Below are 26981 nucleotides of genomic sequence, written 5' to 3'. Positions count from 1 at the left end.
GATCAGCCCACCTCCAGCCCGTCGATCTGCGGTCCGGTCGGCGGCAGCTGGTAGCCGTACCGCGTCATGCTCCAGTCCGGCCGCACCTCGCAGGGCGCGCAGTCGTACCAGAAGTGCGGCGGCACCCGCCCGCTCACCGGGTTGCGGTAGTGGAACCACATCGGCACGATGTCCGGCCACTGGATGTATCCGGGACTGCCGCCGCGGAAGCCGCGGGACCGCTCGCCCAGCGCGCTGTGCAGGACATCCGGCGGGTAGGTGTTCACCAGGTTGCTCGGCGGCGGGTCGGGCAGGCTCGGGTCACGCGGGGCCACGCCACCCCAGCCCTGGGCCCAGTTCGGCGACTGCCAGTAGAACTCGTCGATGTCCAGGCTCCAGATCCGCCAGATGCCGTCCTCCAGCACGAACTGGTCGTTGTACATCGCGCCGTTGATGTACCCGGCGTTGACGGTCGAGGCGTTGACGTGCATGAGCCGGGCCCGGACCGACGCCGACCGGCCGTCGTGCGAGACGTCGATCACCGGCTGCGGCCGCCAGTGCAGCACCAGGAAGGACTTCTGCGTCGGCGGTGGCGTGTTGCCGTACGTCGACACCACCGAGCCGAGGATCCGCTCGCGCGTCACGTTCCAGCCGGCGAACGGGGACAGCTTGTGGCCGTCCACAGCGTGCACGGCCGCCATCTCCGGCCACCTACTGTCGTCGATGTAGTAGCTGTACGCCGCCGAGACGTTCTCCGCCCCGTCGAACGCGACCGAGCGGTTCAGCCTCCGCTGCAGGTCGGCCAGGTCCTCCTTCGGCCCCTTCGGACCACCGGCGGCCTTGCCGGGCTTCGGCGCGGGCGTACGGCCGGCCACGTCGAGGAACTTCGGCGGCTTCCCGGAAGCCGCCGGGCCGGTGCCGCCGTCGCCCCAGCCGGTGCCGTAGGGCGCGGTGACCAGCGGCGTCAGGTGCATCTCCTTGAGCTTCCACAGCCCGCCCTGCTTGACGAAGTGGTTCGTGAAGACGGAGAACTGCCACGAGGCGCCACCGGAGTCGTTGAGCATGCCGACCTCGATGCCCCGGGCGGTCGCCTTCTTGCCGTTGTCCTCCACGTCGACGATCGTGTCGAACAGCGGCCGGTCGTTGAGCACCCCCTGCGTCAGACCCTCCGGCCCCATCCGCTCCATCGCCTGGCGCACACCCACGGCGTTGCGGAAGACACCCACACCGTCGATGGTCACTTTCGCGCCGTTGGTGAACAGGTCGACCACGTCGCTCCACATCCGCCGGTCGACGTAGTAGCCGTACGCGTGCTGCAGGTTGCGCACCGAGTCCTCGTCGTTGAGCGCGCCGATGCGGTCGGCCAGCTCCTTGGCGTTGAACCGGGTCTTCGGCGCCGGCCCGGTCGCCGCGGGGATCGGCACGCCGGCGACATCGGGCGTGAAGTGGTACGGCACGACCGGCACCGGCTGGCGGTTGATCGTCCGGAAGCCGGTGGCGTAGTCCCCCTCGTAGAGCGGGTAGTAGCGCAGCAGCGAGATCTTCCACTCGCCCTTCTCCAGCACGTACTCGTTCTGGTAGATGCCGCCGTCGATGCGCGCCGCGCCGGCCCCGTCGCCCAGGAACCGGATGCCCGACCAGCGACCCTTCGCAGTGCGGCCGTCCGGCGAGAGGTTCACCAGCGGCTGGTCGATCACCGTGGTGTGCAGCGCGCCCGGCCGGGCGCCGTTCATGTCCCCGGCCTCCGCCGCGAGCCACCCCTTGATGGCGTGGTGGCCGCTCACCACCTGACTGCCCCACTGCAACGTGCCGTTCGCGCTGAACAGCTTCGCCATGTCCGCCCAGCGCCCGAACTGGGCCAGGTGGGCGTACGACCGCTGCACGTCCTTGACCTCGCGCAGCGACTCGACCCGTTCGACGTCCCGGGCGAGCGAGTCGATGCTCACCGGCGCGTTCCCGCTCGCCGCCGCGTGCGGCGCCCGCACCGCGACGTTCACGCCGGCCACCAGCAGAAGCCCGGTCACCGTTGCCGTCAGCCGTCTTGTCAGAGGTTTCATCGTCACATCCCTGTCCGTTGATGCCGTGCGGAATCCCGCGCGGAATGGGTGGAGGGAGAGCTCTGGCATCGCCAGGTCCGGCCGGAGGGCGATGCGGTGAACGTACGTGACGTGTTCACCTGCCGCAAGAAACATTCCGGCATACGAACTTCTCGCCCGACGTGGGGCGCGCCCAATGCCGTCGATCATGAAGTTGACCGCGAGTTTCGCCCGTTTTCTCCCGGCCAACCTCATGATCACCGCGCGTGTCCTCGCGCTCGGCCGCTGTGGAGCGCGCCGCGCTGCCGGTGATCAAGGAGTTAGGGGTGTGGGCTGGAGCCGGGGGTGGCGCGGGCGTCGACGGCGGCGCGTGGGAGAGCCGGGCCGCTACTCGTCGACGTTGGGCGCGCTGTCGGCGGGGGCGCCGAGTTCGTTGGTCAGGGTCGTGGCGGTCGCCACCAGCAGCTCGATGGCGGCGGACAGCTCGGCGACGTCCCCGGCGCCGAGGAGGGCGACAGTGGCGCACAGGCCCTTCTCGTCGAAGACCGGGGCGGCCACCGCGAACAGGCCGCCGCTGTGCCGCGCCACGCTGTACCCCTGCCGGCGCGCGGCGTAGACCTCGGAGTCCAGCCGGGCGCGCTCGGCCGGGGACATGTCGGCTGCCAGCAGATCCATCACGGCCGCGTCGGCGTACGCGAGGTACACGTGCGTCTGCGCGGCGCTCGCGTCGAGCTTGGTGCCGGGGTGCACGGTGACCACGACCTGGCGGCTGGTGTCCTCCTCGACCAGGGTCACCACCGGCCCCTGGGCGCCGCGGACGCTGAGCACCGCCGTCATCCGCGCGTCGGTGCTCAGCTTCCGCAGGTGGGGCCCGGCGATCTCGACGATCCGCTGGCGTCCCAGCGCCCGAATTCCCAGTTCCAGCATCAGTCCGCCGAGGGCGAACGTCCCGCGCCGCGTCCCCCGTTCGAGAATGCCGGCGGCAGTCATCGACGCGCAGTAGCGGTAGGCGGTGGTGCGGTTCAGACCCGTCCGTTCGGCGACGTCCGCGGCCGTGAGCTCGACGACCCGGGGACCGAAGAGCGCGCAGATCTGGCCCACGCGCGCAACCGCCCGGATGTCCGAGTTCGAGGCTTCGTTCGGATCAAAGTTCGCCACCCCCGAAGCGTAGTTCACATGACGGACGAATCGCTACCTGGGGGTCACCTCAGCCGGCGAGCCAGTTGGTGAGCTTGGCGGTGACCTCGTTGAAGTTGTCGGCGTACCACTGGACGTCCTGCAGCACGGTCTTGCCGGTGTTGGCGTCGCCGTAGACTTCGACCTTCTTCGCGTTCTCCGACAGGTTCGGCTTGGCGGCGAGGTTCACCGGCGCGGTGCCGAGCGCCTCGGAGATGCCGGCCACCGCCTCCGGGCTCACCACTGTGGACAGGAACCGCTCCGCGACCACCTTCTTCGGCGACCCCTTCGGTACGGCGAAGCAGTTGATCGAGGCCACCGTCACGTCCCACACCACGGTGATGTCCGCGCCCTCGTCCATCAACGGCACGAGCCGCGCGTCGGCGAGCAGGAACATGTCGACCTGCTTGGCGCCGACCGCCTGCTGGAGCGCGCCGACGTTCGGCGCGAACGTGGTCACCTTGCGGATCGTGTTGAGCTTCTTCAGTGAGCGATCGACGTCGAGCGGGTAGAGCGCGTCGGGCTCCACACCGTCGGCGAGCAGCGGGTATTCAAGGATGCCGTTCTGCAGGTTGGTCAGGATCCCGCGCTGGCCGGGGAAATTCTGGACGTCGAAGAAGTCCTTGATGCTCTTGGGCGCCTTGCTCGGGTCCGGGAACGCGTCGGTGCGGTAGGCGAAGGGCGAGGCGTTGATGAAGTTGCCGATGTAGCACTTGCCGATCGTGCCTTCCGCCAGGTTGCTCTTGTCGACGCCGGAGAAGTCGAGCGGCTCGAAGAGCGTCCCGCAGTTCTGGGTGGCGGCGGCCGGCGCGGTCGCCACCACGTCCCAGAGCACCGCTCCGCTCTCGACCTGGGCCTTCACCTGCGCCACGTCGGGCGGCGAGGTGTTGGTGAAGGTGACGTTCGGGTGCGCCTTGGTGTAGGGCTCCTGGTAGTGCTTGATCATCGCTTCCTGGCCGACGCCGCCGTAGGCGACGAACGTGAGCTTGACGTCCCCCTCGGGGTCCACCGCGGCGGCCGGTTCGTCTCCGCCGCAGGCGGCGGTCATCGAGACCACCGCGGTCGCCACGAGGACCGCGAGGACGCGGGATGTTCTCAACACCATGTCACTTCCTTCGGCTATGGCCCGCCAACGCGGGCTGACTGTTCGGAATATGGATTGGTGCTTCGTATAGTGAACAGTAGCGAGGGCGTAACGTGCCCAACAAGAGCGTGGAACGAGTTCGTTACCAAAGCGTGCGGTCGAATGTGCGCATGGTGAACGCAGCTAGCCTGCGACGATGCGTTGCCGGTCCACTCGCCACCAGGCGACCACGGGCTGGCCGATCCGTAGGTCGCTCTCCAGCGCGTCCAGCCGGGCCCGGCCCATCACGTCGCCGGCTCCACCGAGCGACAGCATGGCGGTCCGGTAGGCCCCCATGTACTCGATGTCGCGGACGATCGCCGCCGCGCAGTTCGCGTCCGGCGGGACCGCGTCCCGGTCGGCCGCGATCCGCACGTCCTCCGGCCGCACCACCAGGGCGGCCGGGCGGCCCTCACGCACCAGGCCCGACACGGTACGGCTGTCGACCGACCACACCTCGCCCTCCCAGACCGCCGTCGTACCGGTCGCCTGCGACAGCGTGAAGACCGTCGAGTCGCCGAGGAACCGCGCGGTGAACAGCGTCTCCGGCGACTGGTAGAGCGCCTCGGGATGGCCCAGCTGCTCGATCCGCCCGTCGTTGAAGAGCGCGATCCGGTCGGACAGGTTCATCGCCTCCTCCTGGTCGTGGGTGACGAAGACGAACGTCGAGCCGACCTCCCGGTGGATGCGGCGGATCTCCAGTTGCAGCGTGGCGCGCAGGTTGCGGTCCAGCGCGCCGAGCGGCTCGTCCAGCAGCAGCGCGGTCGGGCCGAAGACGATGGCCCGGGCCAGCGCGACCCGCTGCTGCTGCCCCCCGGACAGCTGCGCCGGGTAGTGCCCGTCCCGGCCGGTCAGCTGGACGAGTTCGAGCACCTCCGCGACCTTGCGCGCGATGTCCGGCTTGGACATGCGGCGCTCCCGCAGCGGGTAGGCGACGTTCTGGGCGACGGTCATGTGCGGGAAGAGCGCGTAGTTCTGGAAGAGCATGCCGAGGTTGCGCCGGTGCGGCGGCAACCGGCTCACGTCCACGCCGTCGAACGAGATGGCGCCGGTGGTGAGCGTCTCGAACCCGGCGATGAGGTTGAGCGTGGTGGTCTTGCCCGAGCCGCTCGGCCCGAGCAGAGTCATGAACTCGCCCGGTTCGATGGTCAGTGAGACGTCGTCGACGGCCGGGTGGCTCAGTCCGAAGTCCTTCGTCACGTTACTGAGCCGGATCTGGGTCCCGGCTGCCGTGGACGTCGGCGTGGGCGCGGCCGTGCGGAACGTGGATGCGGACATGATGCTCCTATCGGCTCTTTCGGTTGCCCACGAACAGCACGAGGCAGATGACGGTGACCGCGACGACGACCAGGCTGGACGACGCGGCGATGGTGGGGTCGATCTCGACGGTGACGCTGTTGTACATCTGCACCGGCAGCGTCTGGAACGTCGGAGCGCGGAGGAACAGCGCGATCACCACCTCGTCGAACGAGGTCACGAACGCGAAGATGGCGCCGGTGACGATCCCCCGGCTGATCAGCGGCATGGTCACGAACAGGAAGGTCCGCATCGGCGTCGCGCCCAGCGACGCCGACGCCCGCAGCAGCTTCGGGTCGAAGCCGCTGAGCGCGCTCGTCACCGACACCAGCACGAACGGCACGCCGATCGCGGCGTGGGCGAACACGTAACCGCTCAGCGTGCCGACGAGGTGCCACTTGAGGAACGAGATGTAGACCGCGACCGCGATCACGATCGACGGCGTGACGATCGAGACCATCAGCAGCGTCCGCGCGAGCCGCGCGAGCCGCCCGGTCAGGCTGTGCAGGCCGATGGCGGCGGCGGTGCCGACCACCGTGGCGAGCGACGCGGCGAGCACGCCGACCAGCACCGAGGTACGCAACGACGCGAGCCAGGTCGGGTCGGTGAAGAAGTTCTCGTACAGCTTGAGCGAGAAGCCGGTGGGCGGGAACTGGAACGTCGACGCCGTGCTGAAGCTCATCGGGATGACGAACAGGGTGGGCAGGATGAAGTACAGCGCCACCAGGGCGCCGACGAGCTTGAGCCACCAGGGGATCGGGTCGACGGTGGTGGCGCGGCGACGCCGGCGGGCCGGGGCGGGTCGCCGGGGCGTACGCGGAGGTTGGTCGGTCTTCGTCGCGGTCATGGCTGGTCCTTCGTCCTGGCGGCGGCGACGACGCCGATCGCCGAGATGGTTCCGCCGAGGCGGTTCGCCCAGGCGACGAGCACGAGGGTGACGACGAGCACGAGCATCCCCAGCGCGCCGGCGCCCGAGAAGTCGAGCAGCAGGGTGGTGCGCTGGCCGAGCAGTTGCGCGACGAGGGACTGCTGCGGCGACCCGAGCAGGGCCGGCGTGACGTAGAAGCCGAGGCTCAGGGTGAACACGAGGATCAGTCCCGCGACCACGCCGGCGCGCGACAGCGGCCAGTAGATCTTCCAGAACGCGACCAGTGGGTGGGAGCCGAGACCGCGCGCGGCCAGCAGGAGCCGCCGGTCGATGCCGGACAGCGCGCTGAACAACGGCAGCACCATGAACGGGAGCAGCACCTGGCTCATCGCGACCGTCACGCCGGCCACCGTGCCGTAGAGCACGACGTCCAGGCCGAACAGTTCGAAGAAGGAGTGCACCGGTCCGTTGCGTTGCAGGATGACGATCCAGGCGTAGTTGCGGGCCATGACCGAGGTCCAGAACGGGATCAGCACGATGACCAGCAGCACGCCCCGCATGCGCGGACCGACGCGGGTCATCAGGTAGGCGTAGGGATAGCCGAGCAGGAAGGCGATGACGGTGACCGCCGCCGCCGTCATCGCGGTGCGGAGGAGCACCCGCATCGTCACGCCGTCGGTGAAGAGCGACTCGTAGTGCCGCAGGGTCCAGTCGCCGTTGCCGACGCTGCGCAGGAAGCTGTTGCCGAGCGGCACGAGCAGGATCCAGGCGAGCAGGGTGAGCGCCGGCACGAGGAGCAACCACTGCGGACGCGGCCGGAGCCGCCGTAGGAGACCTGGCATTTCTGTTTCCGCCTTCCGCCCGGCGTCCCGGGCTCGCCTGTCATGCATGGCTGGTCGCGATCATGGAGCCGAGGGTCTCGGCCGCCTGTTCCAGCGCGGCGACGCGCGCCGAGGGCCGGTCCGCGGGGTTGAGCATCTCGGTCGTGCCGAGCAGGCCCATCGCGGCCTGCACGTCGTAGGTGGCGAAGATCGGCACCGCCACCGAGGCCAGGCCGGCCCGGTCCAGGTCCGCCCAGGCGATGCGGTGCCGCCGTACCCGGGCCAGCGCCTGCCGCTCCACTGCCGCCTCGGCCGGGGTGAGGCTCGCGTGGGCCCGCGTCACGGTGGCCGGATCGGCCTGGAAGGCGAGCAGGACGCGGGTCTGCGCGGCCTTGAGCTCCAGCACCGTCCCGACCCGGGCGGTCAGCACGATGGTGCCCTGGTGCGGCTCCTCGACGAGCGTCACCACCGCGCCGGAGCGTCCGAGGAAGCTCAGCACTGTGGTGAGGCCGGTCGTGTCCGAGAGCTGTCGCATGATCGCCGGCGCCAGCGTGAGGAGTTGCTGGCGGACCGAGACGAGGGCGAAGAGCTGGTCGAGCAGCGGGCCGGGGCCGAACGACGCGCTCAGGAAGCCGGCCCGTTGCAGGGACTGGAGGTAGCGGTGCGCGGTCGTCCGGTTGAGGCCGAGGCGCTCGGCCACCAGACCCGGGGCGAGACTCCGGGTGTGCTGATCGAGCAGCGCGAGGACGTTCGCGGCCCGGTCGATGGACTGGATCATGGTGCGATCCGTGTCCACTGTCGCCGGAACGGGGCTGGTTCGCTGGTCGTCGGGATCGGCGCTCATCGTCACCTCCTTGCCGGACGCATCCTTCCGGGGACCCGGTCCAGGGCAAGCAAAAGTTCACATGCGAGCAGAGCCATGCACGATGCGAACGAAGGCTCTTCCGCTCGACGCCTCGACGGGCACGCCGACGAGGCGCGAGCGCTGGGCGGATCCGGCACGACCGATGGTTGACCCGAGACCGGGCGTTCGTTTTGCGAGCTACCGCTTTCGGTATGCGGACGATAACCGGTAACCCGCGCGCAACACAATGGTCCTTTCGCGGGCCCGGCGCAGCCATTACGCCGTTCGGCGGCCCATGGACACGAGCTGTGCTCGTCCGTATGCTGAACGACAAGTTCATGGGACGAACAGGAGGAGTCGATGGGCGTCTCGAAGGATGGCCAGCCGGTCCCCCCAGGGCTGTTGAAGGTCCTGGACGGCACGGTTGACCTGCACTGCCACTCCGGCCCGAGCCCTTTCCCGCGGCGGATCAACCACGTCGAGGCGTCGTACGACGCCGCACGCATCGGCCTGCGGGCGCTGCTGGTGAAGTCGCACCACCACAACACCGTCATGGACCTGCTCGCCATGGGCCCCTGGCTGAAGGAGGCGCCGACACCCGTCTACGGCGGCGTCGCGCTGAACTCCGAGGTCGGCGGCATCAACCCCTCGGCCGTCGCGATGAGCCTGCGGATGGGCGGCCGGTGCGTGTGGGCGCCCACCGTGTCCGCGCGCCAGCACATCGAGCACCACAGCCACGAGCACGGATTCCCGACCTCGGGCCTCGACCTGCTGGAGAGCGAGGTCTCGGTGTTCGACGACACCGGGTCCGTCTCCGCGCAGACCGAGCAGGTCGTCGAGGTCGTCGCGGACGCCGGCGCGCTGCTGACCGGCGGCCACCTCGACGCCGAGTCGATGAAGGCGCTGTTCACGGTCGCCGTCGACAAGGGCGTGCGCCGGCTTCTCGTCCAGCACCCCGACTTCATCGTGGGCGCCTCGGACGGCGACATCGAGGAGCTGCTGCGACTGGGGGCGTACGTCGAGCACGAGATCGCGATGTACCACCCCGGCGTCCCGAAGCCGGGCTGGCCGATCGAGCAGCTCGTGCGCTGGATCGAACGCGTCGGGCCCGAGCGCACCACCATCGGCTCGGACCTGGGCCAGCAGGGCAACCCGTTGCCGGTCGACGGCTACATCTACATCGTGCAGCGCCTGCTCGACCACGGGGTGGCCGAGAAGGACGTCCGGCGGATGATCGCCGGGAACCCGGCCTATCTGCTCGGCCTGGAGGACAGCCCGTCGTGATCAGGGCGGACAGGGTCATCATCAGCGCGGCGGTCACCGGGTCCGTGCACGTGCCCTCGCAGAGCGACCACCTTCCGCTCTCCCCCGAGCAGGTGGTGCAGTCCTCGCTGGAGGCGGCTCGGGCGGGCGCCGCGGTCATCCACCTGCACGCGCGGCACCCGGACGGGCGGCCCGCGTTCGAACCGGCCACGTTCGAGGAGATCATCCCGCCGATCGTCGATCAGTGCGACGCGGTCATCAACATCACCACCGGGGGCGCCTCGTCGATGACGATCGAGGAACGGCTCGCCGCCGCGGCCCGGTTCAGCCCGGAGCTCGCCTCGCTGAACATGGGGTCGATGAACTTCGTCTACTCCGGCATCGCGGAGCGGGTCAGCCGATGGAAGCACGACTGGGAGAAGCCCTACGTCGAGAACACCTACCGGCAGCCCTTCATCAACACGTTCGCCCAGATCGAGTACGCGCTGCGCGAGATCGGCGAGAAGGGCGGCACCCGGTTCGAGTACGAGTGCTACGACATCGGGCACCTCTACACCCTGGCCCACTTCGTGGACCGCGGTCTCGCCCGGCCGCCCCTGTTCATCCAGGGCGTCTTCGGCATCCTCGGCGGCATCGGCGCGGACCACGCCAACCTGACCCACATGATCGCCATCGCCGACAAGCTGTTCGGCGCCGAGTACCACTTCTCCGCGTTCGCCGCGGGCCGGCATCAGATGCAGTTCTGCACCCACAGCGCGTGGCTGGGCGGGCATGTCCGGGTGGGTCTGGAGGACAACCTCTACATCGGCAAGAGCGAGCTCGCCACCAGCAACGCGCAGCAGGTCCGCAAGGTCCGGTCGGTCGTGCAGGACCTGGGTCGCACGATCGCGACGCCCGACGAGGCCCGGGCGATCCTCGGCCTCAAGGGCGGCCAGAACATCAGCCGTTGACGCCACCGACACTTCGCAGGGACTGATGACATGACCATGTATGCCAAGGACGACATCCGGTCGCAACTGGCGGCGGCTGCCCCGTCGCGCTCTGTGGACCCGTCCACGCCGGTCCGGCCGGCCCAGTACCTCGCGCTGTACGACATGGCGCCGACAACGGTCAGCGACGCGGGCAGCCGGACGTGGCTGGTACGCGGCCAGCACCTCGTGCTCTCGTGGACCGAGGCGGTGGCCGGCGACCGGTTCGCCCGGTCGGCGCAGCCGGACGAGTACGCGGTGCTGATGTACTCCGGCAGCGCCCCGGTGCGGGTGAGCGCCGACGGCGGTTCCGCCGAGGTGGCGCACGAGGCGTTCGTGGTGGTGCCGCCCGGCGACAGCGTGGTCGAGGCGCTCGCCGACGGCCCGGTGATCCGGGTGTTGTCGACTCTCGCCCCGGACCTGGCCGGGGCGGCCGCCAACGCGGCCGCCTACCGCGAGCCCGACCCCCGGTGCGCGCCGCTCGCCGCCTGGCCCGACCCGGTGGACGGGTTCCGGCTGCGGGTGTACCCGCTCGCCGAGCACCCGATCGAGCCGGGCCGGTTCGGGCGCATCTTCCGCACCACGAACATGATGATCAATTTCCTGGCCGAGGAACCGACGCCGCGGGACCCGCTGCGCCTCTCCCCGCACTCGCACGACGACTTCGAGCAGCTCTCGTTCGGCGTCAAGGGCGAGTTCGTCCACCACATCCGCTACCCCTGGGGACCCGACTCCACCCGATGGCGCCCGGACGACCACGGCCGCCTCGGCGTGCCCTCGCTCTGCGTCATCCCGCCGCCGACGGTGCACACCACCCAGGGCGTCGGCGACCACCAGCAGCTGATCGACATGTTCGCGCCGCCGCGCGCGGACTTCTCCGCCAAGACCGGGTGGGTGCGCAACGCCGACGACTACCCGATGCCGGCATGAGCACCGACGTGGCCACCCCGAGGCGCAGCCGGTTCCGGGCCGCGCTCGCCCGCCCGGACGCCCCGGCGCTGGGCACGTGGGTGAAGCTGCCGGTGATGGAGAGCGTGGAACTGCTCGCGCTCGCCGGATTCGACTTCGTCGTCGTCGACCTGGAACACGCCCCGATCGACCTGCAGACGGCCTATCAGCTGATCGGGACCGCCAACCATCTCGGGCTGGCCCCGATCGTCCGGATCCCGGCGCTCGACCCGGGCATCACGCAGCGGGTCCTCGACGCGGGCGCCGAGGGCGTCATGGTCCCGCACGTGGACACCGTCGAGCAGGCGCGAGCCGCCGTCGCGGCGGTCCGGTTCCCGCCGCTCGGCGCCCGCGGCGTGGGCAGCACGAGCCGGGCCGGCGCGTGGGGCGCCATGCCCCGCGCCGAGTACCTGCGCTACGGACAGGAGGAGGTCGTGCTCGTCGCCCAGATCGAGAGCGCCCGGGCCGCCTCGTCGGCCGGGGCCGTCGCGGCGGTGCCGGGTGTCGACGCGCTGCTCGTCGGGGCCGCGGATCTGTCCACGTCCGAGGGCACGACCGAGGACGATCCCCGGGTCGTCGCGCTCGTCGCCGCCGCCGTCAAGGACTGCCTCGCCGCCGGCGTACCCATCGGCAACGCCGGCGGGGCGGACGCCGACGCGGTCCGGCGGGCGGCCGACGCCGGTTTCACCTTCACCCTGCTGAGCAACGACGCCAGCCTGCTCGGCGCGGCGGCCCGGGCCGCCGTGCAGGCGGGCCGCGCCGTGCGGCACCGGCGCTGAGGCACGCCGTGGCACCCCTCACGACGGCGCTGCACCTGCGGTGGGCCGACACCGACCACTACGGCCACGTCAACAACGTCACCTGGCTGCGCTACGTCGAGGAGGCCCGGATCCGCACGTTCGGGCTGCCGGACCTGCCCGGCACGTTCGATCCGGCGCGGCCGCCGGCGCTGGCCGTGCTCGGCGCCGCGACGTTCACCATGACGGCGGCGGCCCGGCTGGAGTTCACCGGCGAGCTCGCCTACCACGGGCAGTCGATCCTCGCCGACGCCTGGCTGTCCCGTACCGGTTCCCGCAGCCTCGACCTGAGCTTCCGCTTCGTCGACGAGGCGCGCACGACGACGTACCTGCTCGCGCAGACCACGCTCGTGGTCTGCGACCTGGCCGACCGCCGGCCCCGGCCGCTGACCGGCGCCGAGCGCGAGGCGCTGGCGCCCTACCGGGGCGATCCGCTGACCTTCCGTTGAGCCGCCCGAAAGGAATCACCGTGCCGACCTACGACGAGCTCTCCACGGCCGCGGTGCCCGGCGCCGCCTGGGACGTCTTCGGACCGGGCGATCAGCTCGGCAGCATCAACCGGCTGACGCCGGAGCGGGTGACCGCCGCCGCCCGCCTGGTCCGCCGGGGCGAGCGGTTCAACCTCGACTACCCGGTCAACGCCTTCGAGCCCTACCCGACCGGCACCCGGCGTCCCGCCGAACACCACGTCTTCGCCAACAACCCGCTGCACCGCGACGACTGGATCGACTCGTTCTACCTCCAGTCCACCTCGCAGCTCGATTCGCTGCGCCACATCGGGCACCCCGCCCACGGCTTCTACGGCGGGCTGACCGCCGCCGACAACAACCAGGACTCGACCGCGCTCGGCATCCACCACTGGGCGGAGGCCGGGATCGCCGGACGGGGCGTGCTCCTCGACATCCCCCGGCACTTCGCCCGCGAGGGCCGCCCGTACGACTGCGAGCAGACGATCGCGCTGGACGAGACGGTGCTGGACGCCGTCGCGCGGGCGCAGGGCGTGTCCTGGCGTGGCGGCGACATGCTGCTGCTGCGTACCGGGTGGGCCGGGAACTACCTCGCCAAGTCCGTCGAGGAACGGGTCGAGTTCAACACCCGCAACCGCTCCCCCGGGCTGGCCCAGCGCGAGTCGGTGCTGCGCTGGTTGTGGGACCACGAGATCGCGCTCGTCGCCGCCGACAACCTGGCCGTGGAGGCGGACCCGGTGCTGGAGTCGGACTTTCGCTCGCCCCACGACCGCCCGCCGGAGCGCGGGGTCGACCACAGCGGCATGCTGCACCGGCCGCTCATCGCGCTGCTCGGGATGGCCTTGGGCGAGCTGTGGAAGCTCGACGACCTCGCCGACGACTGCGCCGCCGACGGCGTCTACGAGTTCTTCCTCACCTGCAAGCCGCTGAACCTGCCCGGCGGGGTCGGGTCGCCACCGAACGCGCTCGCCGTCAAGTGAGCGGCCCACGACGGCGGCCGGAGCGCCCGCGCCGCCGTCCACCAGGGATGACACCGCCGGAGCCGACCGGAAATGCCCCCCGGCTACCCCTCGCACAAGTGCGGGCATGTTCGATAGGATCGAACATCCCGGGCGGACACCCCCCGCCACCGCAACAGGAGGTCCTCGTGCGGTCCATGGACAGTCAGCCGCCGTCGGAGCAGGCCGCCCTCGGTGGCGCCGCGGACGAGAGCACCCCGGCCGGCGTGGTCGGCGCCCGGATCCGGCGGTACCGCAAGGAGCGCGGGCTCACGCTGCGCGGCCTCGCCTCCCGCTCCGGCCTGTCGATCGGCTTCCTGTCCCAGGTCGAGCGCGGCATCTCCTCCATCGGCCTGACCGCGCTGGGCAGTGTCGCCAAGGCCCTCGACAAGTCGGTGGCCGACTTCTTCGACGCCGGCAACGGCACGTCCGACAGCAACGTCTCCCAGCTTCCCCGGCACTTCACGCTGACCAGGGCGGAGACGTCGGCCACGCAGTACGTGTCGGGGCAGCAGACCTACCGCATGCTCTCCGACCGGGGGCCGGAACTGGTGCTGGAGCCGATGCTCGTGCACATCGCGCCCGGCGGGCGGCGGGAGAACGCGTACGGCCACCGGGGCGAGGAGTTCGCCTACGTCATCTCCGGTGAGCTGCTCTACGAGGTCGAGGGCGTGGAGCACCGGCTGTGCCCGGGCGACAGCGTGCACCTGCGCTCGTCGGTGCCGCACCAGATGTACAACGACACCGACTCGGTGACCACAGTGGTCTCGGTGGTCACGCCCCGCCTGTTCTGACAGGTGCCCCTGGGCGCCACGAATCGCCCTCCGGTTTCACGCAGGTGAACACGGATGGCGATTCGGTGGAGGGCGAGGTGTCAGCGACCGAGGCGGGCGTCCACTGCTGTCATCGTGTCCCGCCAGATGACCGACGCCGGGTCGATGACGGCGAAGTGGTCGCCCGGCTGTTCGAGGTGGCGGATGTCGTCGCCCGCGTCTGCTGCCGCCGCGGCGTAACGCCGGTTGGCGTCGACCAGGTCGAGACTGTCCGCCGTCCCCTGCACGAGGAGGGTCGGGACACCGACGGGCAGCCGGAGCATCGGGTCGCTCTCGGCGTACCGGCGCGGGGCCGTTGCCGGTGAGCCGCCCAGAGCCGCGGAGATCGCGCCGTCGCCGAGGAAGCGCCGCTCGCCCTCGGTGAGGTCGAGCACCCCGGCCAGCGACACCGCGAGCGCGACACGCGGCCCGCCCGTACGCGTGGCGAGGTCCGCCGCGGCGCGCAGCGCGAGCTGCCCGCCGGCCGAGTGGCCGAAGACGACGATCCGGTCGAGGTCGAGCGGCCGGTCGGCGGCGAGGTCCCGCAGCCCGGTGAGGCCGGCTTCGACATCCTGTGTGGTCGCGTCCCAGCCGTGCCGGTCCGGGCGCCGGTACTCCAGGTTCCAGGACGCCCAGCCGCGGGCGGCCAGGTCGACGGCGAGGGCGTCCATCAGGTCCGCTCCCCAGATCGACCGCCAGAACCCGCCGTGCAGCAGCACCGCGACCGGCGCCGGCCCGGTGCGCGGAGCCGACGGCAGCCGCAGGTCGCCCCACTGCTCCGGGTCGGGACCGTAGGCGATCCGGTCGGCCGGCGCGCGGAAGCGGTGCACGGCGTGCCGGATCGCCCAGGTCACGCCCCACAGCCCTCGGCCGGCCAGATGGACCGCGCCGGGCGCCGGCGTCTCGACGGTGAGGTCGTACCAGACCGCGTGCGGCGGCTGCGCGCCGATCAGCGCGCGGGCCGGTGGGGTGGGGCCGGGCAGCACCACAGCCGGGCCCTGCGCGGCGGCGAGCAGCGACCGCAGCTCGTCGGCCGAGGCGGCGGTGACGACCTCGCCGGTGACGTCCAGCTCGGCACAACTGGTGGCGACGAGCGACGCCAGCAGCTCGGTGTCGGCCACCAGCCCGGGGCCGACCACGACGGTGAGCCGCACCAGACTCACCTGCGCAGCAGGGGCAGGACGGCGGAACCGAGCAGGTCCACGCCGCGCTCGTCGGTCAGGCCGTGCGGCGTGCCGAACTCGACCCGACGCACGCCGGCGTCGATGAGGGCCTGGGCCTGCGCGGCGACCTGCTCCGGGGTGCCGGAGAAGGCGAACCGGTCCAGCACGTCGTCCGGGATCAGCCGGCCCGCGGCCTCGTCCTCGCCCGCGTCGACCAGGTCGCCGACCCGCTTCACCAGGTCGTCGGGGAGCACGACTGTCGGGTCCAGTTCCGCCACCACCGCCAGGTACATCGCCACCTCGGTGCGGGCCTTGGCCCGGGCGGCCTCACCGTCGGTGTCGACAACCGTCACCGCGCCCAGCACGATCCCGACGTCGGAGACGTCCCGTCCGGCCTTCTCCGCGCCGGCCCGCAGCCGCTCGCGGATCACCGGCACCATGTCCGGGTTGGCGCTGCCGCCCACCTTGATCTCGTCGGCGATCCGGCCGGCCAGGGCCGCGCCCTGCGGACCCCACGCGCCGAGCAGGAGCGGCGGGTCGGGCCGCTGCACGTCGTAGCGCAGCGCGGTGCCGGCCTCCAGCGAGAAGACCCGGCCGGTGAAGCCGCTGCGGTCGCCGCGCAGCAGGCGGTAGACGACCTGGGCGGCTTCCTCGATGGTGGTCAGCGGTCGCGGCTGCGGCAGGCCGACCGCCCCGAGCCAGGTCCCCCGGGCCAGCCCCAGGTAGGCCCGTCCGTGCGAGGCCAGGTCCAGGGCGGCGAGCTGACCTGCGATCTCGTACGGGGCCATCGAGTACGGGTTCAGGCAGGCCGCGCCGAGGCGTACCCGTTCGGTCGCCTGCGCCATCTCCAGCAGCGGGAAGATCGGCGGCTGGTACATCAGGTCGCCGAAGACGGTGAGCACGTCGAAGCCGTGCGCCTCGGCGGCGCGGGCCAGCCGGGCGTACGCGCCGGCCGGCTTGTCGCTCTGCAGACCGAGTCCGATCTCGACTGTCATGTCAGGTCCGCCGAGTTCATCGTGCGCCGGCAGGTCCGTTCCACCTTCATGACGAGCCGCTCCTCCGGGTCGGGGCAGATGAAGTGGGAGTCCTGGGCCAGCCAGTCCCCCGGCGCCAGGTCACGCTGCTTGGCGGCGAGGAAGGGCAGCACCGACGCGAGCGCGTACACGCAGAAGTGCTTTCCCTCGGGCAGCCGCAGGTGCGCGCTGTTCGTCAGTTCGAAGTGATCGCCGACCGCCATGCCGCACACCGACCGGCCTTCGATCCGGTCGACTGTCACCTTCAGGTCGTAGATCTCCATGTCGCCGTCGGCGGTGTCGCTCACGGCCCCTCCCCTTCGTCGATCCGTACGATGATCTTGCCGGTGGTCCGGCGTTCGGCCAGCTCGGTGAGCGCCGCGGGCGTCTCGTCGAGCGACACGACGCGGCTGACCGGCGGCCGGACCGCGCCGGAGGCGCACATGTCGAACAGCTCCTGGTAGGCGGCCTCGACCGCGGACGGGCGCTGCCACGGGTACTGCGAGCCCCAGGACAGGCCCACCAGCGTCGCGTTCGCCGCCATCAGCCGCAGCGGGTCGACGGGTGGCGGCGCGCCACCTGCCGCGCCCACCGCGACCAGGCGGCCCTCGAAGGCGAGGCACTCCCAGGAGCGGGCGAAGACGTCGCCGCCCACCGGGTCCACCACGACCTCCACGCCCCGGCCGCCGGTGGCCTCCCGCACGGCGGCCACGAAGTCCTCCGCCGTGTAGTCGATCGCCACCTCGGCGCCCTGGTCGCGGCAGATCGCGGTCTTGGCCGGGCCACCGGCGGTGGCGAGGACCCGGGCGCCGCGGGCGACCGCGAGCTGGATGACGGAGATGCCGACACCGCCCGCGCCGGCGTGCACCAGCACCGTCTGCCCGGCGGTGACGCCCGCCCGTTCCAGCGCGAACCACGCGGTCTGGTAGGTGACCGGCAGCGCCGCCGCGGTCACCGGGTCGACAGTGGACGGCCGCGGCACGACCACCGCGGCGTCCACCGTCACTGTCGTGCCGAGCGCGCCGCGCGGCAGCGCCGGGCAGGCCAGCACCTCCTGACCCAGCAGGTGCCCGGCACCGTCGCCGGCGGCGACGACCCGCCCGGCCGCCTCCACCCCCGGCGTCATCGGCGGGTCCGGCCGCACCGGGTACTCGCCCCGGCAGAGCATGACGTCCAGGAAGTTCAGCCCGACCGTACGGACGGCGAGCCGCACCTGGCCGGGGCCGGGCGGCGGGTCATCGGGCAGCTCGGCGACCGACAGCACGTCCGCCGGTTCACCGGTCCGCTCGGCGACCAGCCGCCGGATCATGCCGCGCCCACCGGTTCCCGGACCAGCTCGGCGTGGTGGTGCACGATCACCCAGCGGCCGTCGACCCGGCGTACCACGTCGGTGACCCGGGTGATCTCCGGCTCGTCGTCCGGGCCGAGCTGCGCGACCAGCTCGTACCGGGCCACGCCGAAGTCGTCCCACACGTCGATGCGCTTGCCCCGCGCGGCGAGCACCGCCAGCCGGGGCCGCTGACCGGCGGCGTCCCGCTGGGCGCGGTACTCGTCCAGCTCGGCCCGGGTCCGCAGCGGTCCCGGCAGGTGCGTCTCCCAGGTGGTCACCTCGGGGTCCAGGTGCGTGTCGAACCGCTGCTGGTCCCCGGCGAGGAACGCGTCGTACATGTCGTCGATGCCGGCGGCGATCTCCGCCGCGCCTGCCTGCGCGAAGGTCATCGCGTCTCCTCCTGGTTACGGTCGTCGCGGGCGATCTGCCCGCCCTTCATCACCCACCGCACGTCCCGGAAGGCCGAGGTGTCGGCCAGCGGGTCGGCGTCCGTCGCGATCAGGTCGGCCAGCTTGCCGACCTCGACAGTGCCGAGGTCGGACTCCGCGCCGAGCCACCGGATCGGGCCGAGCGTGCCGGCGTGGATGGCCCGCGCGGCGCCGATCCGCTCGGACATGTACTCCAGCTCCCGGATCGAGGCGGTGGTGCCCTCGAACTCCCAGAACGGGGGCATGTCGCTGCCGAGCAGGACCTCCACCCCGGCAGCGATGGCCATGTCGAAACTCTCCAGGTGCCGGGGTCCGGCGCCGAGCGAGCGGCACTGCATCCACTCCGGCACGCCCAGCTCGTCGAAGAACTCCTTGCAGCGGGTCACCAGCAGCGTCGGCACGAGCGCCGTGCCGCGCTCGGCCATCCGCGCCGCGACCTGCGGGGTGAGCTGGTAGCCGTGCTCCACGCAGTCCAGACCCAGCTCGACCGCCGCGCCGATCACCTCGGCGGGCCCGGCGTGCGCCGTCACCTTGCGGCCCCACGCGTGCGCCGTCTCGATCACCGCCGTCATCTCGTCGGCGAACAGCTGCGGCGTGTGGATGCTCTCGTGCTCACCGGCGATGCCACCCGAGATCATCACCTTGATCAGGTCCGCGCCGGCCTTGATCTGGCTGCGCACGCCGTGGCGGAAGCCCACCGGGCCGTCGCACTCGAGCGTGTCGTTGCTCTCGTGCCCGTGCCCGCCGGTGCACACCAGCGCCCGGCCGGCGGTGTAGATGCGCGGACCCGGCACGCGCCCGGCGTTGACCGCCCGCCGCAACGCGAAGTCGGCGTGGTCCTTCTCCGCCACGCAGCGCACCGTGGTCACACCGGCGTGCAGCGTGCGCCGCGCCCCGTCGGCCATGTAGTGCGCCAGGTCGTAGGGGCCCATCCCCTTGACGTTGTCGCCTCCGGAGCCGGGCAGCGACAGCGAGAAGTGGGTGTGCATGTTGACCAGGCCGGGCGTCACGTACGCGCCGTCGAGGTCCACCTCGGTCAGCCGGCCGGCGGCACGCGCCTGCGCGGCCACCTCGGCGTACGGGCCGACGGCGGCGATCCGGTCACCCCGGACCCACACCCCGGCGCCGGTCACCGGCGCCATGCCGTCCACCACTCGGGCATCAAGCACTGTGCAGTTGCCGAGCAGCATGCTCGGCTGCTCGGGCGAATAGGCGGCACTCACGCGATCACTCCATAAACGTCTCGGGCGGCCCGGGCGGAGACGTAGCCCTCGGCCACGTCCCGTCGCACCGCCTCTGGATCCCGACTCCCCGGGTCACCGTGCCCGCCGCCACCGGCGGTCAGCAGCGTGACCCGATCCCCCACCGCCACCGCGGTACGCCGGGTGCTCACCCGGTGCTCGCGGTCGGTGCCCGGAAAGACGACCACCTGGTTCGGCTCCGGCTGCGACCCGCCGGCCAGCGCCCACGGCGCGCTCTTCGTCTTCTTGATCACCGTCAGGAACTCACCCGGCGTCACGAACCGGATGTCCCGCCGCAGGCCGCAACCGCCCCGGAACCGGCCCGCGCCACCGGAGTCGGTACGGATCTCCACCCGTTCGAAGAACATTCCCGTCTTCGACTCCAGCACCTCGACGGGCGTGTTGCGCGCCTGGGTCTGGCACAGGTGGTTCGCAGGTCCGATCCCGTCGTGCCGGGGTGTGCCGCCCCAGCCGACCGGGTCGTTGTTGCTGACGGCGAACATGTCGCCGGTGTCCGGGTGCCGGCCGACCATCATGAAGCCGGGCACGTCACCGCCGGAGGAGGCTGCCAGCCGGTCCGGCATGCCCTGCGCCAGCGCCTTGAGGATCAGCTCCAGCGCGACGGTGCCGGTCCACTGGGTGAACGTGGCGGCCGGGTACTGCGCGTGGAACAGCGTGCCGGGCTCGGCGCGTACCCGCAGCGGCGCGAAGTGCCCGGCGTTCGTCTGCTCGTGCGGCGTGGTGACGCCCTTGAACGCGACCCGGCAGGTGGCGATGGTGGCGCCCAGCGGCAGGTTCACCGGTCCGGGCACCGCCGGCGACGAGCCGGCGAAGTCCACTGTGAACCCACCGTCGGCGACGGTGACGGTGACCCGCATGAGGATCGGGTCGTCACTGACGCCGTCGTCGTCGAGCCAGTCCTCGGCGGTCCAGCTGCCCTGCGGCAGCGCGGCCACCGCCTCCCCGGCGCGCTGCGCGGCGACGTCGATCACCCGGTCGACGACCGCGTCCACCACGGCCGTGCCGTAGTCGCGGTACAGCTCGGTCACCCGCCGCTCACCGGTACGCAGCGCGGCGATCTGCGCGTTGAGGTCACCGATGACCAGTTCCGGCATCCGCGAGTTGAAGCGGATCAGCTCGTGGATCTCGCGCATCGGCTCGCCCCGGTCGTACACCTTCGTGCCGGGGAAGATGATCCCCTCCTGGTGCATGTCCGTGGAGTCGAGCACGTACCCGGGATCCTTGGCACCCAGGTCCATCCAGTGCGCCCGGATGCACAGGAAACCGATCAGCTCCTCGCTGCCGGGCAGCACGACCGGCGAGAACATCGTCGCGTCGTACGTGTGCGCCGCGTTCCAGTACGGGTAGTTCAGCAGCACCACGTCGCCGCGGCGCAGGTTCTCCCGGCCGACGTACTCCACGCCCTTGCGCAGCGAGTAGTCGTTGGCGCCGAGGAAGCGGGACAACCCCGTCGACTCCGCGACCAGCCGCAGATGCCGGTCGTAGATGGAGATGCCGAAGTCGTACACCTCGTAGATCACCGGGTTGAACGCGGTGCGCACGAGCGCGGCCCGCATCTCCTCGGCGGCCGAGACGAGATGGCTGCGGACGACCTCGACGGTTGCCCCGTCGACCGTCGGCTCACCCATCGACGTCCACTCCGTAGACGTCCCGGGCTGCCTCCCGGGAGACGTAGCCCTCGGCCACGTCCCGCCGCACCGCCTCCGGGTCGCGGCTGCGCGGGTCGCCGTGGCCGCCGCCACCGGCGGTCAGCAGCGTGACCCGGTCGCCCGCGGCCACCACAGTGCGCTTGGTGCTCACCCGGTGCTCGCGGTCGGTGCCCGGGAACACCACCACCTGGTTCGGCTCCGGCTGCTCGCCGCCGGCCAGCGCCCACGGCGCGCTCTTGGTCTTCTTGATCACGGTGAGGAACTCGCCGGGGGTCAGGAACCGGATGTCGCGGCGCAGGCCGCAGCCGCCCCGGAACCGGCCCGCGCCACCAGAGTCGGCGCGGATCTCCCAGCGCTCGAAGAACATCCCGGTCTTGGCCTCCATGACCTCGATCGGGGTGCCCCGGCCGGTGCTGCCGGAGACGTGCGTGGCGGCGTCCATGCCGTCGTGCCGCGCGGTGCCGCCCCAGCCCACCAGGTCGTTGTTGCTGACCGCGAACATCTTCCCGGTGTCCGGGTGCAGGCCGACCATCATGAAGCCGGGCACGTCGCCGCCGGAGGAGGCGGGCAGCAGGTCCGGCATGCCCTGGGCCAGCGCCTTGAGGATCAGCTCCACCGCGACGATGCCGGTCCAGAGCGTGAACGTCGGCTGCGGGTAGACGGCGTGGAACAGGCTGCCCGGCTCGGCCCGCACCTCCAGCGGCGCCACGGTGCCGGCGTTCGACGGCTCGTCCCGCGACGTCAGCGACTTCAGCACGACCTTGCAGATCGCCTCGGTCGCGCCGAACGGCATGTTGATCGGGCCGCGGGTGGCCGGCGCCGAACCGGCGAAGTCGACGACGAAGCGCCCGTCGGCGATGGTCACGGTGACGCGCATCTTCACCGGGTCGTCGGTGATGCCGTCGTCGTCCACCCAGTCCTCGGCGGTCCAGGTGCCCTGCGGCAGCGTCGCCAGCGCCGCGCGGGCGCGGGCCTCGCCGTCGGCGATGATCCGGTCGACCGCCTGGTCGACGGTGTCCCGGCCGAACTTCTCGATGATCTCCAGCATCCGGCGCTCGCCGGTGCGCAGCGCGGCGATCTGCGCGTGCAGGTCGCCCAGCACCGCGTCGGGCATCCGCGAGTTGAAGCGGATCAGCTCGTGGATCTCGCGCACCGGCTCGCCCCGGGACACGACCTTGGTGCCCGGGAAGATCAGCCCCTCCTGGTGCATGTCGGTCGAGTCCAGCACGTAGCCGGGGTCCTTGGCGCCCAGGTCCATCCAGTGCGCGCGGACGCAGAGGAAGCCGACCAGGTCGCCGTCCGCGTCGGGGTCGGACTCGTCCGGCCGGAACACCGGCGCGAACAGCGTCGCGTCGTACGCGTGCGCCGCGTTCCAGTACGGGTAGTTGAGCAGCACCACGTCACCGCGGTGCAGGTTCTCCCGGCCCACGTACTCCACGCCCTTGCGCAGCGAGAAGTCGTTCGCGCCGAGGAAGAACGTCAGGCCGGTGGCCTCGGCGACCAGCCGCAGGTCGGCGTCGTACATCGACAGGCCGAAGTCGTGCACCTCGTAGATGACCGGGTTGAACGACGTACGGATGAGGGTGGCCCGCATCTCCTCCGCGGCCGACAGCAGATAGCTGCGGACGACCTCGACCTGGGCTCCGTCCAGCGTGGTCATGCGGCTTCCTCCAGGGTGACGAGCAGGTATCCGTGGTCGTCGACGGTGACCCGCTGGCCGCTGGGCACCACGGTGGTGGAGGTGCCCTCGTCGATCAGCGCCGGTCCGTCGAAGGTGTCGCCCGGCTCCAGGTGGGCCCGGTCGTAGACCGCGAACGGCACCACCGCCTGCTGCCCGAAGTCGTACGCGTCGCGGTGGGTCAGCAGCGCCTGCGACGGGTCGCCGTCGCCGCGCGGGCGGGTCTGCAGCTCCGGCCGGTCGGTGCCCCCGATGCCGCGCACCCGCAGGTTGAGGATCTGCAGCGGGTTGCCCATGGTGTGGCCGTACCGGGCGCGGTGCGTCTCGTCGAACGCGGCGCGGATCGCGTCGCGGTCCAGCTCGCGCCCGACGGTGACCATGAGGCTGTGCTCCTGGCCCAGGTAGCGCAGCTCGAACTGCCGCTCCAGCACCGCCTCGCCGGCCGGCACGCCCTGCGCCACCAGCGACGCGACCGCCTCGGCCTCGACCGCCTTGAACAGCTGCTCCAGCTCCGCCAGGTCGGCGTCGTCGAGCGTGGCCATCACGGTACGGCTGAAGTCGTTGACGATGTCGGCCGAGAGCATGCCCCAGGCGGAGAAGCCGGACGGCGCGAACGGCACGATGACCTCGCCGATGCCCATCTCGCGGGCCAGCAGCGGGGCCAGCAGCGGCCCGGCGCCGCCGAACGCGAGCAGCGCGAACTGCCGGGGGTCGTGACCCCGTTCGACGGTGATCTGCCGGACCGCGCCGACGGTACGGGCCAGCAGCACGTCGAACACGCCGGCCGCCGCGTTCTCCACGGTGAGGCCGAGCGGCTCGGCGAGCTGCTCGGCGATCGCCGCGCGCGCCTCGGCGTCGCGCAGCCCCATGGTGCCGGCGAGGAAGCGCTCCGGGTCCATGTAGCCGAGCACCACAGCGGCGTCGGTGACCGTCGGCCTGGTGCCGCCCCGGCCGTAGCAGACCGGTCCGGGGTCGGCCCCGGCGCTCTGCGGGCCGACCTTGAGCAGGCCGTGGTCGAGCCAGGCGATCGAGCCGCCGCCGGCGCCGATGGTCCGGATGTCGTACGTCGGGATGAGCAGCGGGAAGTGCTCCAGCTGGGCCTCGTACGCGGCGACCGGGTTGCCGCGCTCGATCACGCAGGCGTCCAGCGAGGTGCCGCCGATGTCGAACGTGAGCACGTTGTCCCGGCCCAGCTCGGAGGCGACGTACGCGGCGCCGACGATGCCGCCGGCCGGGCCGGACAGCACGGTGTGCGTGGGTGCGGTCTTGGCGACCGCGCTGGTCATCGAGCCGCCGCCGGACCGCATGATCAGGAAGCGCCCGGAGAAGCCGCGCTCGGCCAGGCCGGCCTCCAGCTCGTCCACGTACCGCTCGAAGATCGGCCGGATGTACGCCTCCAGCACCGTGGTGCTGGTCCGCTCGTACTCCCGGTACTCGCGCACGATGTCCGTCGACAGCGACAGGCTGACCTCGGGGAACTCCTCGTGGATCAGGCGCGCGGCCTCTCGCTCGTGGCTCGGGTCGAGGAACGAGTGCAGGAAGCAGATGGCGATCGAGGTGACCTGCTGGTCCACCACGAGCGTGCGGGCGGCTTCCCGGACGCTGTCCGGGTCCAGCGGCTCCACCACCCGGCCCCGGTAGTCGAGCCGGCCCCGCACCCCGGCGGTGAAGCGGCGCTGCACCAGGCTCTCCGGCCGCTGGTACTGGAAGTCGTACATGTGGTCGGACGGCACGTTGCCGCGACCGATCAGGAAGATGTCCCGGAAGCCCTCGTTGGTGATGATGCCGGTGCGGCCACCACGGCGTTCCAGCACCGCGTTGAGGCCGAGCGTGGTGCCGTGGATGAACAGCTCCACCTCGGACAGGTCGGTGCCGAGCGCGGTGATCGCGTTGAGGACACCGTCCGCGGGCCGGGCCGGGGTCGTCGCCGCCTTGCGGAAGCGGACCCGGTTGGTGCGCGTGTCGAGCTCCATGGCGTCCACGAAGGTCCCGCCGATGTCGACGGCGAGCCGGATGGGGCGACGGGTCATGGCGTGACAGCCTGCCTTCCGATGAGGGCGGGAAGCTCGGGAACGCGCCAGCAGGCGGCCCGGCTCTCGCCGTACGACTGAAGCTCCTGCTGCTCCGATCGGCACCGGTCGGTGACGAACGGGCACCGGGCGGCCAGTGGGCACCCGGTTGCGGCGTCGGCTTCCTCCAGGTCCTTGACCAGCTCGACGGCCTCGCCGTCGGACCCGGCCGTCCCGCCGAGGCGGGGGGCGCTGCCCAGCAGCGCGCGGGTGTACGGATGCCGGGGCGTGTCGAAGACGACGTCCACCGGACCCTCCTCGACAATCCGGCCGAGGTAGAGCACCACGACGCGGTCGGCGAAGCCGCGCACCGTGGCCAGGTCGTGGGAGATGAAGACCGAGGCGCGGTCGGCGTCGGCGGCCACGTCGGCGATCACGTCGAGGATCTGCGCCTGGACGGTCACGTCCAGGGCCGACGTCGGCTCGTCGAAGACGATCAGGTCCGGCTCGCCCACCAGCGCGCGGGCGATGCCGATGCGCTGGGCCTGGCCGCCGGACAGCTCGTGCGGGTACCGCTGCAGGATCGAGCGGTCCAGCTCCATCCGGTCGAGCACGGCGGCGACACGCTCGGCGCGTTCCGCCGGGGACAGGCCCGCGGCCCGCAGCGGCTCGGCGATGGAGTCGCCGACGGTCCGGCGCGGGCTCAGCGAGCCGATCGGGTCCTGGAACACCAGTTGGGCTCGGGTTCGTGCCCGGCGCAGCGCCCGGCCGCGTGGGCGGGACCGGCCCGGCTGCCTGACCAGGGCCTGACCGGCGACTGTGACAGTGCCGGACGTGGGCGCGACCAGGCCCATGACGAGCTTGGCCAGCGTGCTCTTGCCGCAGCCGCTCTCGCCCACCACGCCCAGCGTCTCACCCGGACCGAGCCGCAGCGTGACGCCACGCAGCGCGTGGTGCCCGCCGGCGCCGAACCGGCTGCGATAGACGACGTGCGCGTCCTCGATCTCCAGCACGGCGGGCTTCGGGTCGGCGCCGGCCGGCTGGGCGCCGCCCGCGTCCGGCGTGTGCGGCGCGGACGGCACGTCGGCGTCGAGCGGCCGGGTCTGCGGGTGGAAGCAGGCCAGCGACCAGTCGCGGCCGCCGGGAATCGGCTGGGTGCCCGGCCGCCGGGACGAGCAGGTGCGGTCGGCGTGCGCGCAGCGGGCGACGAACGGGCAGTTCTCCGGCGCCTGGGTGAGCAGGGGCATGGCGCCGGGGGTGGCGACGACCGGCCGGCCGCCGACGTCCGGCACCGACCGCAGCAACGCCCGGGTGTACGGATGCGCGGGCTCCCGCAGCACCTGCGCCGCCGGTCCGCTCTCCACCACGGTGCCGGCGTAGAGCACCACCACCCGGTCGCAGACCTCGGCGATCGAGGCGAGGTCGTGCGAGATCAGCAGCACGCCCCGGCCGTCGGTGTCGGCGGCGTGCCGGAACTGGCGCAGGATCTCCCGGGTCAGCGTCACGTCCAGGCCGGTGGTCGGCTCGTCGGCGATCAGCAGGTCCGGGGCGCAGCCGGTGGCCAGCGAGATCATCACCCGCTGGGCCATGCCGCCGGACAGCTCGTGGGCGTACGCGTCGAGCCGCCGCTGCGGGCTGCGGATACCGACCGCCTCGAACAGCTCGCGCGCCGCCTCCCGGGCCCGGTCGCCGGACATGTCCTGGTGGGTGGCGAGCCGGTCGACGAGCTGCTTGCCGATGGTGCGGGTGGGGCTGAGCGCGCCCCGCGGGTTCTGGAAGCAGATCGCCACCCCGCGCCCGCGGTGCGCGGCGAGCGCGGCGTCGTCCATGCGCAGCACGTCGGAGTCGCCGAAGAGCACCCGGCCGGTGGCGTGCGAGCCGCCGGGCAGCAGCCCGACGATGGCGCGGGCCACCATGCTCTTGCCGCCGCCGCTCTCCCCGACCAGGCCGACGACCTCGCCGGGGCGTACGGCGAAGGTGACGCCGCTGAGCGCGGCCACCTGCCGGCCGGGTCGCCGGATGTTCACCGAGAGGTTCTCGATCGACAGCATGG

Annotated in this window: 24 protein-coding genes; 7 read left to right on the top strand and 17 right to left on the bottom strand. The window is 71.8% G+C overall.

Annotated elements, in window-relative coordinates:
* Window positions 1-2: 2 nt before the first annotated feature.
* From AMK25_RS07320 to AMK25_RS07290, 7 genes are all read right to left on the bottom strand, one after another.
* Window positions 3-2036, bottom strand: a complete 2034-nt coding sequence (locus AMK25_RS07320; protein ID WP_073827773.1) for a nuclear transport factor 2 family protein — start codon at window positions 2034-2036, stop codon at window positions 3-5.
* Between the two features lie 366 nt (window positions 2037-2402).
* Window positions 2403-3116, bottom strand: a complete 714-nt coding sequence (locus AMK25_RS07315) for an IclR family transcriptional regulator (protein ID WP_158070663.1) — start codon at window positions 3114-3116, stop codon at window positions 2403-2405.
* Window positions 3117-3222: 106 nt separating this feature from the next.
* Window positions 3223-4296: an extracellular solute-binding protein gene (locus AMK25_RS07310; RefSeq protein WP_083664664.1), complete on the bottom strand. Its 1074-nt coding sequence runs from the start codon at window positions 4294-4296 to the stop codon at window positions 3223-3225.
* A 162-nt stretch (window positions 4297-4458) separates the two neighbouring features.
* Entirely contained in the window at window positions 4459-5592 is a 1134-nt protein-coding gene (locus tag AMK25_RS07305; protein WP_073827368.1) for an ABC transporter ATP-binding protein, read from the bottom strand.
* 7 nt (window positions 5593-5599) lie between these two features.
* Window positions 5600-6457 carry an ABC transporter permease gene (locus tag AMK25_RS07300; RefSeq protein ID WP_083664663.1) on the bottom strand — a complete coding sequence of 286 codons (858 nt, stop codon included), beginning with the start codon at window positions 6455-6457 and terminating at the stop codon, window positions 5600-5602.
* Complete coding sequence (locus AMK25_RS07295; protein WP_073827367.1) at window positions 6454-7320, bottom strand: ABC transporter permease; 867 nt, start codon at window positions 7318-7320, stop codon at window positions 6454-6456. The genes AMK25_RS07300 and AMK25_RS07295 overlap by 4 nt, the downstream gene beginning before the upstream one ends.
* 40 nt (window positions 7321-7360) lie before the next feature.
* Entirely contained in the window at window positions 7361-8143 is a 783-nt protein-coding gene (locus AMK25_RS07290; RefSeq protein ID WP_073827366.1) for an IclR family transcriptional regulator, read from the bottom strand.
* 360 nt (window positions 8144-8503) lie between these two features.
* On the opposite strand from AMK25_RS07290, the gene AMK25_RS07285 reads away from it, so the two are divergent.
* The 7 genes from AMK25_RS07285 to AMK25_RS07255 all read left to right on the top strand — a co-directional run bounded on the left by AMK25_RS07285 (window position 8504) and on the right by AMK25_RS07255 (window position 14378).
* Complete coding sequence (locus tag AMK25_RS07285) at window positions 8504-9427, top strand: DUF6282 family protein (protein WP_073827365.1); 924 nt, start codon at window positions 8504-8506, stop codon at window positions 9425-9427.
* Window positions 9424-10356: a 3-keto-5-aminohexanoate cleavage protein gene (locus AMK25_RS07280; RefSeq protein ID WP_073827364.1), complete on the top strand. Its 933-nt coding sequence runs from the start codon at window positions 9424-9426 to the stop codon at window positions 10354-10356. The genes AMK25_RS07285 and AMK25_RS07280 overlap by 4 nt, the downstream gene beginning before the upstream one ends.
* Window positions 10357-10386: 30 nt before the next feature.
* Complete coding sequence (locus AMK25_RS07275) at window positions 10387-11304, top strand: hypothetical protein (RefSeq protein ID WP_198937464.1); 918 nt, start codon at window positions 10387-10389, stop codon at window positions 11302-11304.
* Window positions 11301-12101: an HpcH/HpaI aldolase family protein gene (locus AMK25_RS07270; RefSeq protein WP_073827362.1), complete on the top strand. Its 801-nt coding sequence runs from the start codon at window positions 11301-11303 to the stop codon at window positions 12099-12101. The genes AMK25_RS07275 and AMK25_RS07270 overlap by 4 nt, the downstream gene beginning before the upstream one ends.
* Window positions 12102-12109: 8 nt before the next feature.
* Window positions 12110-12568 carry an acyl-CoA thioesterase gene (locus tag AMK25_RS32180; RefSeq protein ID WP_073827361.1) on the top strand — a complete coding sequence of 153 codons (459 nt, stop codon included), beginning with the start codon at window positions 12110-12112 and terminating at the stop codon, window positions 12566-12568.
* A 20-nt stretch (window positions 12569-12588) separates the two neighbouring features.
* Window positions 12589-13566 carry a cyclase family protein gene (locus AMK25_RS07260; RefSeq protein ID WP_073827360.1) on the top strand — a complete coding sequence of 326 codons (978 nt, stop codon included), beginning with the start codon at window positions 12589-12591 and terminating at the stop codon, window positions 13564-13566.
* Window positions 13567-13742: 176 nt separating this feature from the next.
* Window positions 13743-14378 carry a helix-turn-helix domain-containing protein gene (locus tag AMK25_RS07255; RefSeq protein WP_241826299.1) on the top strand — a complete coding sequence of 212 codons (636 nt, stop codon included), beginning with the start codon at window positions 13743-13745 and terminating at the stop codon, window positions 14376-14378.
* Window positions 14379-14458: 80 nt separating this feature from the next.
* Here the strand turns inward: AMK25_RS07255 and AMK25_RS07250 are convergent, their stop codons facing one another.
* The 10 genes from AMK25_RS07250 to AMK25_RS07205 are packed head-to-tail and all read right to left on the bottom strand — an operon-like array spanning window position 14459 to window position 26979.
* A complete protein-coding gene (locus AMK25_RS07250) occupies window positions 14459-15550 on the bottom strand; it encodes an alpha/beta hydrolase fold domain-containing protein (protein WP_241826273.1) in 1092 nt (363 codons plus the stop codon).
* 5 nt (window positions 15551-15555) lie between these two features.
* Window positions 15556-16554, bottom strand: a complete 999-nt coding sequence (locus tag AMK25_RS07245; protein ID WP_073827357.1) for an LLM class flavin-dependent oxidoreductase — start codon at window positions 16552-16554, stop codon at window positions 15556-15558.
* Window positions 16551-16880: a TIGR04076 family protein gene (locus AMK25_RS07240; RefSeq protein WP_073827356.1), complete on the bottom strand. Its 330-nt coding sequence runs from the start codon at window positions 16878-16880 to the stop codon at window positions 16551-16553. Before AMK25_RS07240 ends, AMK25_RS07245 begins: the two co-directional genes overlap by 4 nt.
* Window positions 16877-17881, bottom strand: coding sequence for an NADPH:quinone oxidoreductase family protein (locus AMK25_RS07235; RefSeq protein WP_073827355.1), 1005 nt, complete (start codon window positions 17879-17881; stop codon window positions 16877-16879). The genes AMK25_RS07240 and AMK25_RS07235 overlap by 4 nt, the downstream gene beginning before the upstream one ends.
* On the bottom strand, window positions 17878-18291 hold the full coding sequence (locus AMK25_RS07230) for a nuclear transport factor 2 family protein (RefSeq protein WP_064447407.1): 414 nt from the start codon (window positions 18289-18291) through the stop codon (window positions 17878-17880). Before AMK25_RS07230 ends, AMK25_RS07235 begins: the two co-directional genes overlap by 4 nt.
* Entirely contained in the window at window positions 18288-19553 is a 1266-nt protein-coding gene (locus AMK25_RS07225) for an amidohydrolase family protein (protein WP_073827354.1), read from the bottom strand. Before AMK25_RS07225 ends, AMK25_RS07230 begins: the two co-directional genes overlap by 4 nt.
* Window positions 19550-21220 (bottom strand): hydantoinase B/oxoprolinase family protein, encoded by a 1671-nt coding sequence (locus tag AMK25_RS07220; RefSeq protein ID WP_073827353.1) that lies wholly within the window; start codon window positions 21218-21220, stop codon window positions 19550-19552. Before AMK25_RS07220 ends, AMK25_RS07225 begins: the two co-directional genes overlap by 4 nt.
* Window positions 21213-22901, bottom strand: coding sequence for a hydantoinase B/oxoprolinase family protein (locus AMK25_RS07215; RefSeq protein WP_073827352.1), 1689 nt, complete (start codon window positions 22899-22901; stop codon window positions 21213-21215). The genes AMK25_RS07220 and AMK25_RS07215 overlap by 8 nt, the downstream gene beginning before the upstream one ends.
* Entirely contained in the window at window positions 22898-24949 is a 2052-nt protein-coding gene (locus AMK25_RS07210; protein ID WP_073827351.1) for a hydantoinase/oxoprolinase family protein, read from the bottom strand. The genes AMK25_RS07215 and AMK25_RS07210 overlap by 4 nt, the downstream gene beginning before the upstream one ends.
* A complete protein-coding gene (locus tag AMK25_RS07205; protein ID WP_073827350.1) occupies window positions 24946-26979 on the bottom strand; it encodes an ABC transporter ATP-binding protein in 2034 nt (677 codons plus the stop codon). Before AMK25_RS07205 ends, AMK25_RS07210 begins: the two co-directional genes overlap by 4 nt.
* Between the last annotated feature and the right edge of the window lie 2 nt (window positions 26980-26981).

The sequence above is a fragment of the Micromonospora sp. TSRI0369 genome, assembly GCF_001905625.1.
GTDB lineage: Bacteria > Actinomycetota > Actinomycetes > Mycobacteriales > Micromonosporaceae > Micromonospora > Micromonospora echinospora_A.
The sequence above is the reverse complement of the archived record's forward strand: the minus strand, read 5'-3'. Positions and strand labels throughout refer to the sequence as shown.